This window comes from Hymenobacter crusticola, assembly GCF_002154225.1.
In the GTDB taxonomy this organism is placed as follows: Bacteria; Bacteroidota; Bacteroidia; order Cytophagales; family Hymenobacteraceae; genus Hymenobacter; species Hymenobacter crusticola.
On record NZ_MTSE01000010.1, the window covers coordinates 133,012 to 145,600 of the forward strand.

General features: G+C 53.2%; 10 protein-coding genes. 7 read left to right on the forward strand and 3 right to left on the reverse strand.

The window, feature by feature from the left end; all coding sequences use genetic code 11:
• The first annotated feature begins 110 nt into the window (after positions 1-110).
• From BXP70_RS18295 to BXP70_RS18315, 5 genes are all read left to right on the forward strand, one after another.
• Entirely contained in the window at positions 111-764 is a 654-nt protein-coding gene (locus BXP70_RS18295; RefSeq protein ID WP_086595564.1) for a class I SAM-dependent methyltransferase, read from the forward strand.
• A 67-nt stretch (positions 765-831) separates the two neighbouring features.
• Positions 832-2,667 (forward strand): M61 family metallopeptidase, encoded by a 1,836-nt coding sequence (locus BXP70_RS18300; RefSeq protein ID WP_086595565.1) that lies wholly within the window; start codon positions 832-834, stop codon positions 2,665-2,667.
• Between the two features lie 79 nt (positions 2,668-2,746).
• Positions 2,747-3,955, forward strand: coding sequence for an MFS transporter (locus tag BXP70_RS18305; protein WP_086595598.1), 1,209 nt, complete (start codon positions 2,747-2,749; stop codon positions 3,953-3,955).
• Positions 3,956-4,072: 117 nt separating this feature from the next.
• Positions 4,073-4,672 carry a hypothetical protein gene (locus tag BXP70_RS18310; protein WP_143436562.1) on the forward strand — a complete coding sequence of 200 codons (600 nt, stop codon included), beginning with the start codon at positions 4,073-4,075 and terminating at the stop codon, positions 4,670-4,672.
• Positions 4,673-4,881: 209 nt separating this feature from the next.
• Positions 4,882-5,898, forward strand: coding sequence for an MBL fold metallo-hydrolase (locus BXP70_RS18315; protein ID WP_086595567.1), 1,017 nt, complete (start codon positions 4,882-4,884; stop codon positions 5,896-5,898).
• A 72-nt stretch (positions 5,899-5,970) separates the two neighbouring features.
• On the opposite strand, the gene BXP70_RS18320 is transcribed toward BXP70_RS18315, so the two are convergent.
• The 3 genes from BXP70_RS18320 to BXP70_RS29950 all read right to left on the reverse strand — a co-directional run bounded on the left by BXP70_RS18320 (position 5,971) and on the right by BXP70_RS29950 (position 9,965).
• The gene (locus tag BXP70_RS18320) at positions 5,971-7,593 is read right to left on the reverse strand and encodes a T9SS type A sorting domain-containing protein (protein WP_086595568.1); all 1,623 of its coding nucleotides are present in this window, start codon (positions 7,591-7,593) and stop codon (positions 5,971-5,973) included.
• A 250-nt stretch (positions 7,594-7,843) separates the two neighbouring features.
• On the reverse strand, positions 7,844-9,655 hold the full coding sequence (locus tag BXP70_RS18325) for an endo-1,4-beta-xylanase (RefSeq protein ID WP_179197737.1): 1,812 nt from the start codon (positions 9,653-9,655) through the stop codon (positions 7,844-7,846).
• Between the two features lie 154 nt (positions 9,656-9,809).
• Positions 9,810-9,965: a hypothetical protein gene (locus tag BXP70_RS29950; protein ID WP_179197738.1), complete on the reverse strand. Its 156-nt coding sequence runs from the start codon at positions 9,963-9,965 to the stop codon at positions 9,810-9,812.
• Between the two features lie 539 nt (positions 9,966-10,504).
• Between BXP70_RS29950 and BXP70_RS18330 the strand changes: the two genes are divergently transcribed.
• Positions 10,505-11,989 (forward strand): sodium:solute symporter, encoded by a 1,485-nt coding sequence (locus tag BXP70_RS18330; RefSeq protein ID WP_086595570.1) that lies wholly within the window; start codon positions 10,505-10,507, stop codon positions 11,987-11,989.
• An 80-nt stretch (positions 11,990-12,069) separates the two neighbouring features.
• Complete coding sequence (locus BXP70_RS18335; RefSeq protein WP_143436563.1) at positions 12,070-12,555, forward strand: TonB family protein; 486 nt, start codon at positions 12,070-12,072, stop codon at positions 12,553-12,555.
• The last annotated feature ends 34 nt before the right edge of the window (positions 12,556-12,589 follow it).

Here is a 12,589-nt window from a genome sequence, read left to right on the forward strand (position 1 = left end):
CCTGCGCCTGCGCTACCATAATGTTTTACGCGCTAACGCCGCTACCAGATTCCCATACAACGTTCTTACCTTGAACGGCGTAGGGTGCAAGCCAGTGCTTACATTCCTTTATGACGACTCCGGATTCGGGCTTCGACCGAGTAGCAGGCTTTTATGACTTCCTAGCTAGGCTAGTCTTTGGCCGAGCGCTGCGGCGAGCTCAACAGGCAGCCTTGGTCGGCTTGCCACCGGGTGCCCCCAAAATACTGATTATTGGTGGTGGCACGGGTTGGGTACTGGGCGAAGTGTTCCGCCGGTGTCCACAGGCGCAGGTGCTTTACCTAGAAGCCTCTACCGCTATGTTGCGCAAGTCGCAGCAGGCCCTGCGCGGCACGGGAGCTAGGTACCTGGCGCAAGTAGAGTTTCGCCTTGGCACCGAAGCTTCGCTAGCTACGCACGAGACTTTTGACGCGATTGTCACCTTTTTCTTTTTAGACTTATTTGCCCCCGCCCGACTGCAAGCCGTTATGCAGCAGCTCAATGCGGCGCGGCAACCTGGCGGCGTGTGGCTGCTGGCCGACTTTTGTCAGCCGCCGCTGGGGTGGCAACGGGCCTTGCTGGCTGTGATGTATAAATTCTTCCGGATTACGACTGGTATTAGTGCCCGGCAGCTACCAGCGCTCCATGCTGAATTGAATAAGCTAGGGCTACGGGCACAAAACCGGCGAACTTTTTACGCGGGCATGATTGAAGCCACCGTTTTTGAGGAACCAGCAGAAGCGTGAACCAACGTTGTTTTCTCAACTTGGCTCTTAATTTTAGGCGCTTTCTACTCTTCACAACCACTTCCCTATGCGGAATCTTGCCGCTACTATCTTGCTCGCGATGGCCCTGCCTAGCGCGGCACTGGCGCAAACAACGCCAGTACAGTATACCGTTGCTTTCCCTAATGCCGCACACCACGAAGCCAACATCACGGTGGTTTTTACGGAGCTAAAGCCGGGCACCTTGCAAGTGCGCATGGCCCGCAGCTCACCGGGGCGCTACGCTTTGCACGAGTTTGCCAAAAACGTGTATGCCGTGCAAGCCACTGACTCTAAAGGAAAAGCATTAAAAATAAACCAGTCCGATCCGTATGGGTGGGACGTAAGCGGCCACGATGGTACGGTGCGCTTCACCTACACGCTCTACGGCGACCGGACCGATGGTACTTACGCCGGCATCGATCAGATCCACGCTCACTTGAACATGCCGGCTACCCTAGCTTTCGCTCATGGCCAGGAGCAGCGACCGGCCGAAGTAAAGTTTGAGCTCCCAACGGGCTGGCAAGTAGCTACGCAGCTCAAGCCAGATCCGGCAAAAGGCACTTACTACGCGCCTCACCTGCAGTATCTTATGGACAGCCCAACATCCCTCGGGCCGCAGAAGGTGCGCACTTGGCAGGAACAAGGCAAGACCATAGAGCTAGCCGTGGTGCACACGGGCACCGATGCGGAACTAGACACGTACGCGGAGCTAACTAAAAAAGTAGTGCGCGAAGCAGCAGCTATTTTCGGCGAGCTGCCTAGCTACGATTTCGGCCGTTACACGTTCGTTGCTAACTACTTGCCCCAGACCAGCGGCGATGGCATGGAACACCGCAACTCCACCAGTATCACGAGCAGCAGTCCGTTGCGTGGCCCCGGCGTGTTGCGAAACCTAGGTACGGTATCGCACGAGTTTTTCCACTCGTGGAATGTGGAGCGCATTCGCCCTAAGTCCTTGGAACCGTTCGATTTTGAGCGCGCTAACATGAGTGAGGCTCTGTGGTTTGCGGAAGGCTTCACCCAATACTATGGCGACCTGATCTTGCGGCGGTCTGGTGCATTTACCGAAGATCAATACCTAGAAGATGTGACCGGCGTGGTAAATGCCATGCTCAATTCGCCGGGGGCCAGCCGCTATTCGCCCGTGGAGATGAGCCAGCAGGCACCCTTCGTGGATGCCGCCGTCAGCATTGATCCCAACAACCGCGGTAACACCTATCTATCTTACTACATTATTGGGGCAGGCAATGCACTAGCGTTGGACATGATGCTGCGCCAGAACTACAAGACTGACCTAGATGCTTTTATGCGGGCTGTGTGGCAGCAACATGGCAAGCCGCAGCGCGATTACGCCCCCGAGCGCCCTTATACCTTGGCTGATCTGCAACGCGTACTCGGTCAGGTCAGCCGCGATACGGCCTTTGCTGGTCGCTTCTTTCGCGAGCATATCACGGGGCATCAACTCCCCAACTATGAGCAGTTGCTCGCGCCTGCAGGCCTGGTGGTACGCCGGGCCAAGCCGGGCCAAGCTAGCCTAGGGCTAACGCGCCTAGCCTTTGCCGATAGTATCATTGCCGTGGGCGGCAACACGCTCGTGGGCAGCCCGCTCTACCAAGCTGGCCTCGACCGCGATGACCAAATCACCAAACTCGACGGCAAGTCGCCGCGCAACCAGGCAGAGCTCACCCAACTGTTAGCGCAACACAAGCCCGGCGACGCCATCCCCGTGACCTTTCGCTCGCGTGGGCAGGAACGCACAGCGCAAGTGACGTTGGTTGAGAGCCCGCTACTGGAAGTTGTCCCGAATGAGAAAGCGGGTCGCCCCGTAACCAAGCAGATGCAGAAGTACCGGGCGGCTTGGCTAGGTAGCAAGGCGAAGTAGAAAGCGGCTATTGTTTTTATTTCCGAAAAGCCGTCCAGTAGTAGGACGGCTTTTTTGCTTGTTAGCCGTACGTACGGGCATGTTCCAAGACCGCCGCCTTTATCTGATTTATGCTATCATTCTGCTCGATGTCATTGTAGGGTCGGCGGTAGGCCCAATCATGCCCGAATTTGTGCGCGGATTGCCGCAGCCGCAGGTATGGCTTTCGGTGGGCACTGCGCTATTTTTGGGGGTACAGCTTTTTTCGGCCCCGTTGCTAGGTCGCCTCTCCGACGGCTACGGGCGGCGTCCAATCCTGATTATCTCGGCGGTGGGCACGCTGGCGGCCAACTGCTTGCTGTTGCCCGTGCGCGCGGGCTACTACCTCACCAATCGGCTTAGTGATGGACTCACCAATGGCATGTACGCTACCGTGCGCTCGGCCATCACCGATATTTCTCCCAAGGAGCGGCTGTTTCAGAACCTAGGTATTGAAGGCGCTATTGTATCGCTGGGCTTCGTACTGGGCCCTATGGCCGCCGGCTTGGTCCTAACGCTGTTTGCCGTGCCATTGCCAGAGCAGGCGCACGCTGTAGCCAGCTTAGCCGTTGGGTTATCGGGTTTGAATGTCTTGCTGAGTCTAGGGTTCAGCGAAACTCAACTTCAGCGCTCGGCGGTGCGTGGCGCAGAGCTATGGACCGAAGTAGGCCGCGCGACCAACGTGCTGACGCTCTGGGCACGCCTTCGGGCGCACGACCTAGCGGCGCCGGGCTTGCGCCGCGTGGTCCTCACCCAAGTCGCACTTACGCTCAGCACAGGCTACTACTTCTACTTTGTTGCTTACGCTAGCCTAGGCGAATTGCAGCTCACCGCGCGCGGCTTGTCGTACTACTTCATCTTCTTCGGCGGACTCAGCATTGTTATCAACTATTTATTTTACACCTACCTAGCGGGCCGTTTGCCACCGCGCCGCACCATTTTTTGGCTAGCCTTGCTTGGTGCCCCTACCCTAGCCGGTTATGGGCTGGTAGGTCACTCCATCACGGCACTCACTATTCTTACCATCGTCGATTGTCTTACCCTGTCGCTGATTCAGGGCTTGCTGGAAGGCTTGCTTGCCCAACGAACAACGGCTGCCAACCGAGGCGAAATCTTTGGCTTAAACCAAGCCATGCAGGGGTTAGCTAGTATTGCAACCACCTTGGTTTTCGGCGCGTTATCGTTAGTAGACTTACGGCTCCCTTTTGCCTGGTTTGCGTTGTGCCTCGGCGGTGTTGTGTGGCTAACGCGCCCCACCCGTCATCCATAATGCCTTGTTCCTTTTTCAACCAATACAAAAGTGGCCCGCTCACTTCTTCTGTAAAGCCTAGGTTTTGCGTATCTTGAACTTGATTTCGGCTGGTTTCTGTCTTTAGCACTGCCTCCTATGCGTTTCTCCTTCTCTATTTTGCTTCTTGGTGCTAGCCTGTGTTGGGCGGGTACAGCTGCCGCGCAGACCCCAAGAGCTCCTGAGCCTGCATCGAAGCTTGGTTTGATACGCTCCCGAGTATCGTACAACCTAGACGCGGGTATGCAGTTCGCTGGTCGCTATGGCACCATGTCTTACATCAGCCCAACAGCTACGTACCAAGTTTCCAATCGCTTCCGGGTTTTCGCGGGTACTACCTTTCTGCGCACGCAATCGTACCTAGGCAATCGTTACACAAGCGAGACGAACCAACCTCTAACGCCAAACTTCAACACTGCCAACAATGTGCTCGTACAGGCTGGCGGTACTTATTTAGTAAGCCCCCGGCTGGCTCTCACCGGCATGGCGTGGAAAGATCTCTCCACTCAGCCATTTGCCCCTAGAGTGAATCCGTACGCTGGGTTTGGCAGTATGGGCTCGGGCGTGAACATTCGCGCCGACTACCAATTGACAGAAAATATTTCGGTGTCGGGTGGGGTGCGCGTATCGCAAGGTGCTAGCCCAGGATATGGGTACGGTGGCATGTACGGCTCGCCCATGATGCCATATGGGTATTAGCCGCTGCGCTATAACCTGTTTTTTCGCTTTTGCGCAACAAGCCCTGGGAAGTTTCCGGGGCTTTGTTGTTTGTAAGAGTCTACTGCACACGGCTTGTTGTGCCGTGCTAGGCTAGATAAAGGGCGCTTCTCTTGGCAAAGAACAGAACGTACACCTGTTTCTTCCCTAGCTTGGCTCCCAAACGAATCCTCGCTCCTAACCCCTCCTTCATGGCCGCCCGCATTAGCTACGCCAACAACCCGCAGTTGACGACGATACGTCGTAATTACCCCGGCAATAAGCTTTTCGGGAATGAATTTGCCAATGGCGACACGCTGTACGAACCTAGCTTCAGCACTGTTTTCCGTTGGAAGGTTATGACCAAAAACAAACAGAAGGCCGAGAAGGAAGCCGATACGTGGGCTCCAGCTGTGGTGCCGTGCGCCGACGTTTTTGAGTCGAAGGAAGACATGCTGGTGTGGCTAGGGCACGCGTGCTTTCTGCTGCGGGCAGGCGGCCGCACACTCCTCTTCGACCCCGTGCTATTTTCCTCCCTGGGCTTGCGCCACCGCCATGCGCTGCCTTGCCGCCCCGAGGACATTCGCAACATCGACTACCTGCTGCTCAGCCACGGGCACCGCGACCACCTCGATGAGCGTTCCATCAAGCTGCTCGTTAGCCAAAATCCGCAGATGCAAGCCTTGGCGCCTTTGCGCATGACGCCGCTCCTGCGCGGCATGGGGCGGCAACTGCCGGTGCAAGAAGCTGGCTGGTGGCAGCAGTACGACCTAGGTCCCGATAGCCCTTTGGAAATCACTTACTTGCCCGCCTCGCACTGGCACCGCCGTGGCCTCAACGATCTGAACCGTGTGCTTTGGGGCAGCTTCATGATTCGGGTGGCGGATAAGCTTCTCTACTTTGCCGGCGACTCTTCCTACGCCCCCCACTTCGAGCAGATCGAGGAGCAATTTGGCCCCATCGACATTACTTTGATGCCGATTGGGGCCTACAAACCCTCGTTTATGATGCACCTGAGCCACATGGACCCGCACGAGGCCGCCAAAGCCGCCAACGTGCTGCGCGCCGGCCATGTGGTGCCCATGCACTACGGTACCTTCGACCTCTCCGATGAGCCCGCCTCCGAGCCGCTACGCACCCTGGAAGAAGTAGCGCACGGCGGCATGCTTCGCGGTGAGCTACACGCGCCAGCCGTAGGCGAAGTGATGCGCTGGCAAGATTGGGAATAGAACACAGCCTATAGAAATACGAAAGCCCAGCCAGCTTCCGCTGACTGGGCTTTCGTGTAGAGATCTAGCTACTTATTGTCGGACGACTTGCTTCACGATGGCTCCTTCTTTCGTCTGTATCCGCAAGGTATAAACGCCAGCCTTCAGTTGACTTAGATCTAGCTCTTGGTTGACAGTTCCTTGTTGCAGCTTGAGCGTGAATTGCTGTACTACCTGACCTAGGGTATTAAGCAATTGACCCTGTAGTACACCTTGGCCTTGCGGTAAACCAGCTAGCTGCAACGTCGCCTTGCCAGCAGTAGGATTAGGGTACACTTGGGTAGCAGCTGTCAGAGCCGCGGCACGTTGATTTGCTAGCGTGATTGTTTGGTAATTACCATAAGTATATAGTTTAGTATTGATGTACTTTTCGTCAGCGGTACTATATTCTTGGTCGACTCTGCGCTTGATGTTCCCTGCCGCATCGTAGTTCAGCACCAAACGCCGACCATAGAAGATCTTCCAGGAATTGCCATTCCAAGTCTCACTCTTATTTTCCAAAAAGACACCTTCTTCCTGATTGATATCGCTATAACGAAGACTATTAGTCCATTCACCATTCACGTACTTCTCTATTAATTGCTCATAGGAGCCATTTGCTTGGTACGAAATGGTAGTACGCTCTTCATCTTGCCAAATAGTGCTGTACCAACGTTGTGATTCATAGCGAGTCAACCGTCCTTCTGCATCACGAATAGGATTAATAGTGCGCCAGGCGTTCACATAAGTGCCGTTTTGCCATACTTGGAGTACATATTCTGACCATGGCTGCGCAGCTACTACGGTATATATATAGCGCCTAGAAGGCACGAAGCTGTTAGTTACAATGTTCCAGTCTTCGCCTACTTCTTCTATTCTCCCACCAGCAGCGTTGTAAATGTATGAGTAGCGGTATGTTAGGATAAAATCGTTACGATTTTTGTCCCAACTCTCGCTTATTTGTTGAGTTATAGCTCCATTAGCGTTATAGGTAAAGGAGGTTCGGTAGCCATAAACTATCATATTCCCATCCCACTCTTGGTAGACATCACCCGTGTACCGGCCTTGGGTATTGAAGAAATAAGCCAATCGCGACTTATTTTGCCAAACACCATTCACCCAATCTTGTCTCAGCAATTCTGTTTCCAGGCTGCTATAGTTGCTGATATCACGAGACTCATTTTCCCAGGCGCCATTCACCCACTTTTGTCTTAACCACTCGGTTTCGTAGCCACGGCTGTCATAGCTAAAAACACTGCGTGAGGCATTCCTCCAGGCTGTTCCTGTCCAGGTTTCTTCTAGATAGGTAGATGCTGAGCCATTGGAGTTATAAGAATAAGAATAACGAGATGCGGGCTGCGTCGCAGATGAGTCCGCAATTATTTCTTGTTGCAAACTGCCTTTGCTATCGTAGATATACTTGTGTAACGTTGGGGGTAGCACCCACTTACTAGTGCTCGTTGACCAAATGTAGGCCATCATACTACTAGGTACTATTGTACTAGTAGTCCCCTTTTTTGCGGGAGCTTGGGCAATAGTTGCTTTAGACAACTCAGCCTGAATCGGGTCTTGTGGTTGCTTGCGCTCGGGACGAATTTCGCGACTGGGACGCGTTAGTTGCGCCATACTTGCACTGGCACTTAGCAGGCTAGCGATACAGAGTAAATAAAATTTCATGCAATGATGTTATAGATGAACGCGTAAGAGAACTGCCTTATCGGCTCACGAACTCCATCAAATAGCATGCAGATAAATATTAAATAAATTAGATATAAACAATTTATGTACACTACCCTGCACACGTGGTCATCTCTTCAGCTGTTAGAGTGGCACTTACGGCTGATGCTTTGAAATACAAAAGCCCGTTCCATCATATGAAACGGGCTTTTGTAAAGCTTTACGCGTGGCGATTAGAAGGCAACCTAGGTTACTCCACCACTAGCTTCTTCGACTGTGTGCTCTGCCCATCCGACAACTCCACGATGTAAAGGCCTGGCGCCACGTTAAGCTTTACGTCTATAGCAGGCTGCTTGGCAACTTGCACAGCGTATACCTGCTTACCGCTCAGGTCGAGCACGCGGATGCGGCTGAGCTTTTCGGTGCCTTGCAGGGTGAACTGCCCCCCAGCGGCTGGGTTCGGATACGCATTAACGGCAAACCGCTCAGCGGTTTTAGTGGCTAGCACCGTCTCTTTTACATAACTCCGCAACCAAGCGAGGGCCGGGCGTTCGGTTTCATCGGAGTTCACTAGGTACGCGCCTTGCGTGGTGCGCCAGTGTCCAATGCGGTAGCCCCACAGCGTAATTCCTTTTACCCCCGGATTCGTCCAGAATAATGGAAATACGCGCTGGTATTCCGCTAATTGAATCTGATCGTCCAATTGTCCTTGCGCATTGACGCCGTCGATATCCAGCTCCGTGATGTATACGGGCAGCCCCGTCTGGGCGAACGAGGTGATAGTGGTGGTCAGGGTGGAGGCGGGCGTGTTCCGGGTGGAGAAGGCGTGGCCTTGCACCCCAATGCCGTCAATCAGGCCCCGGCTTTTGAGCAAATTTATGATAACCAAATAGTTCTGCGCACTGGTAATTGTATTTTCCACGCTGTAATCGTTGAGCCACAGCTTGGCTTGCGGAAAATATTGACGCGCCAACTGAAACGAAGTAATCACCCAGTCCCAACCGGTAGTGCCACTACCACCTAGGGCATTGGCGTAGTTGCCGGCATCTCCGTTGGTACCGGGCGAGGTAGGCGGGGCGTGCAACGGCTCATTCACTACTTCAATGATGTCGATGTTTGGGTAGCGCTGGGCCACCAACATATACCATTCCTTGATTTCGGCCAACTGCTCGGCCGGAGGAAGACTGGCAATCCAGGTAGGCTGCTGTGCACCCCAGATAAGCGTATGCATTTTGAACGGGAGGCCGTTGTCCTTCGCTAGCTTATAAGCCGCGTCGAGCTCTGCCCAGTTCATCACGTTCCTGGTAGATTCGACGGAGCCCCACTTACCGGCGTTTTCGGGGGTTACCTGGTTCCAGTATGCCGTGAAGTTAGGTGCTTGTGCGTTGCTGTAGATACCACCTAGGAACTTCGACTTGCCTGCGGCAATGGGCGGTCCAGTGGGCGTAGGTGGCGGCGTGGGCGGATTGACTGAGCCCTGCTGCCCGTTATCTAGGTTATTGACGGTGAAGTACAACCCTGTTGTGCCAAAGACCACCTTGTCAATATCGAGTCCGTTTTCACGGCCGCCAATCTGGAAGGTTTGCGTTAGGTTATTGGCCGCCACAACGAAGGTTACGGGCGCCTCGCCCCCGTTGAACTTGGAAAGGTTGAGCCACTTCCACACGCCTGTTTGAGCCGCCGTGCCACCACCATCTACTGCCAAGGCGCCACCCGTGTAACCCACCCCGTACAGGTTGTTACAGATGGTCCAATCGTCACTGTTGGTTGGGTCCTTGACGCCGAAACCATTGCCATAGTAGAAGCTGTCGTCGTTGGCGGCACCCGAGCCCACCCGCACGCGCACGTAAAGGTCGTAGGAGCCGGGTCCTGGAAATGTGACGGTGTAGCTTGCCACCTTCGTAGCGTTACCCGGGTTTTGGGAAGCGGCCACATCGGTGGCGGAGGTGATATACGTCGTGCCCGTCGCCGTGAGTGTATTCCAATCGCTACCAAGTGCGCCCGATTCCATCTGCTGCGTTACTGGCGCATTTTGGGCGTAGAGGCTTGCTGAGGTTAGCAATGCTAAAGAAAGAAAGCTGAGTCTATGTGTTATCATAGTGGTGTTGGGAATGTGGATGAGATAGAACCTTCATGAGGCGGCGCCCATGTTCCGTATTCAGAAGGGATGTAGTTGCGGACAACGTGCCTCTAGTGCATGCCATTTAGCTAGCAGATTACCAGATTGTTAGTGGCTGACCCTGGCTAGCCGTAGCGCTGGTAGATGAGGAGACGAAGGCCTGGGCATGAACACCAGTGGCCAGTAAAACAGCCAGCACAAAAGCCAGGAGCGTCAGGATCCGACCAATGAGAGCGTAGAGTTTTGTTTTCATAAATGGCGTTAAGTGAAACAATGGCAGAGAACGTGAATGAGCTAGGTCATAAACAGATTTATGTTGGTAAAAGAAGTTGACATATAGTCGATTGAAGAGGTAGAGCGACACACACCGCAAACGTTTCAGTTAAAAAATGCAATTGAACCAACCATGAGGACAGCAGTACTACCTGCTACTCCTACTATGCCTAAATCCACCATTTTGGGCGCTTATCTTTGAAGATAACGGGTCACGTAGACCAACCTAGGCACTTAGATGACTTAGCTAAAAGGAAAGGATCACAATCGTTTCCGGAAACGATTGTGAGATGTGGTACGCACCCGGCCTCAATTCGTTCAACCTAGCTTCTTTCTTTACCTAAAAGGTTACCTGTACCCTAGCGCCAAAGCTAAAAAATCTTCGAATAGATCAATTTGTAGCTAACACCAGATCAGCTACCTACCTCTATTACCAGGGTGCACTATCTAGCCTCTCCCCGATGATGCTGATTTGGTTGTGACAGCTTACTATATCTTTACGCTTATTTCCCTGTCTGCATGTCTCCTACTCTGGTCCTCAGCCTCATTGCCGGCTACTTTACCGTCCTGATTATTATCTCCTTGCTTACCTCGCGCAAGGCTACCAGTGAGAGCTTCTTCATTGCGAACCGTAATGCGCCATGGTATATGGTAGCCTTTGCGATGATTGGCACCTCGCTCTCGGGGGTCACGTTCATTTCGGTGCCAGGTATGGTTATGGGGCAAGCCTGGAGCTATATGGCGGTAGTATTTGGCTATATTATTGGCTATCTGGTTATTGGTACGGTGCTCATGCCACTGTACTATCGGCTACAACTCGTCTCAATTTATACTTACCTGGAGCAACGGTTTGGCTTCTGGAGCTATAAGACGGGCGCATTTTTCTTCCTGCTGTCGCGGGCCATTGGTGCGGCATTTCGCTTGTTTCTGGTAGCTGGGGTATTGCAATTCGCCGTATTTGATGCCATGGGCGTGCCATTCGCCGTGACGGTTTCGGTTAGCATCCTGTTGATCTACCTGTATACGTTTCGTGGCGGCCTCAAAACCATTTTGTGGACGGATGCCTTCCAAACGCTGGCCATGCTCACCTGCGTAGGGGTGAGCATTTACCTGATTTCTTCAGAGTTAAACCTAGGTTTCAAGCAGATGGTACAGACCGTGCGCGATAGTGACATGTCGCGCATTTACTTCTCTGACCTGAAAGACGACAAGTTCTTCTGGAAGCAGTTTGCTTCGGGTGCCTTCATCACGATTGTGATGACGGGCCTCGATCAGGACTTGATGCAGAAGAACTTAAGCTGCCGCAACTTGCAGGAAGCACAGAAAAATATGTTCTGGTTCACAATTTCTATTGTGCTGGTCAATGTGTTTTTCCTGTCATTAGGAGTGTTGCTCTACAAGTTTGCCGCCGCGAAAGGCATTCAGCTTCCTACTAACTCAGCAACTGGCAAAATCATCGGCGACAACGTATTTCCACTGCTAGCCACTGAGCACTTCACACTGTTTGCGGGTATTGTGTTCATCCTCGGCATCATCGCCGTGACATACGCCTCGGCTGATTCGGCCCTCACGGCGCTCACTACCTCTTTCTGCGTCGATTTTCTGGATATCAAGCGCTTCCCTGAGCAGCAGCAGGCTCGTTATCGCAAGCTAGCCCACCTAGCTTTTTCCGTTATTCTTATTCTCATCATCCTGATTTTCAAGGCCATTAACGACCAAAGCGTCATTACGGCGGTGTTTAAAGCCGCGGGTTACACGTACGGGCCGTTGCTAGGCTTGTACTCGTTCGGACTGTTTTCGCGCCGGGCTCTCAACGACAAGCTCGTGCCTTACATTTGCGTGGCCTGCCCTATCCTGACTTTTATCATTAACGCCAACTCCAAAGCATGGTTTGGTGGTTATGAGTTTGGATTTGAGATCTTGATAGTCAATGGTTTAATGACTTTCCTAGGCCTTCTGGCAATTTCACGGCCCGCCTCTCTTCCGGTGAACTCTGCTCGCTAGCCGTTGTTTAGGAAGAGCGTCTGGTGCCACTTCTATACTTGGTAGCGCGGAAGCCGTTCCGCGCTACTTTTTTATTCTTCATGAAACATCTTTTCTTCATCTTCCTGCTCGTAAGTTTGAGGGTTTCGGCGCAGGTCCAGCCAACTCCGGCACCAGCGAAGCAGCCCATTGAGTTGCAGGCAAATCACATGCAAGCCCAGCAAAATCCGGCTGCTAACCGGCCCGACGTAGCGCCGCAGTTTCCGGGTGGGCAACCTGCCCTAAACAAATTTTTTCAGCAGCAAGTGAAGTATCCGGAGGCGGCCCGCGTCAAGCAGATTACTGGCAACGTGGTGGTAACGGGCATAGTAGAAACCGATGGAGACTTGACCACGTTGGTCGTCACCAAGGGCCTAAGCCCCGAGTGCGACGCAGAAGCCTTGCGCGTCCTCAGGGTAATGCCCCCGTGGAAGGCCGCCACCCGAAAGGGAGAGGCAGTCCCGGTACAGGTTCAGCTGCTTGTTCCGTTTGGCAACTCAGCTACTTTAGAAGTAGAGCAGCCGAAAGGCAAGGTAAAGTTTGAATAATCTTTTGATAGAACTTAGAAGGAAGAGCTTAGAA

Bases quoted from the DNA above. Each gene is read 5' to 3' on its own strand.
- BXP70_RS18295 (WP_086595564.1), top strand. From the start codon at position 111: ATGACGACTCCGGATTCGGGCTTCGACCGAGTAGCAGGCTTTTATGAC.
- BXP70_RS18300 (WP_086595565.1), top strand. From the start codon at position 832: ATGCGGAATCTTGCCGCTACTATCTTGCTCGCGATGGCCCTGCCTAGC.
- BXP70_RS18305 (WP_086595598.1), top strand. From the start codon at position 2,747: ATGTTCCAAGACCGCCGCCTTTATCTGATTTATGCTATCATTCTGCTC.
- BXP70_RS18310 (WP_143436562.1), top strand. From the start codon at position 4,073: ATGCGTTTCTCCTTCTCTATTTTGCTTCTTGGTGCTAGCCTGTGTTGG.
- BXP70_RS18315 (WP_086595567.1), top strand. From the start codon at position 4,882: ATGGCCGCCCGCATTAGCTACGCCAACAACCCGCAGTTGACGACGATA.
- BXP70_RS18320 (WP_086595568.1), bottom strand. From the start codon at position 7,593: ATGAAATTTTATTTACTCTGTATCGCTAGCCTGCTAAGTGCCAGTGCA.
- BXP70_RS29950 (WP_179197738.1), bottom strand. From the start codon at position 9,965: ATGAAAACAAAACTCTACGCTCTCATTGGTCGGATCCTGACGCTCCTG.
- BXP70_RS18330 (WP_086595570.1), top strand. From the start codon at position 10,505: ATGTCTCCTACTCTGGTCCTCAGCCTCATTGCCGGCTACTTTACCGTC.
- BXP70_RS18335 (WP_143436563.1), top strand. From the start codon at position 12,070: ATGAAACATCTTTTCTTCATCTTCCTGCTCGTAAGTTTGAGGGTTTCG.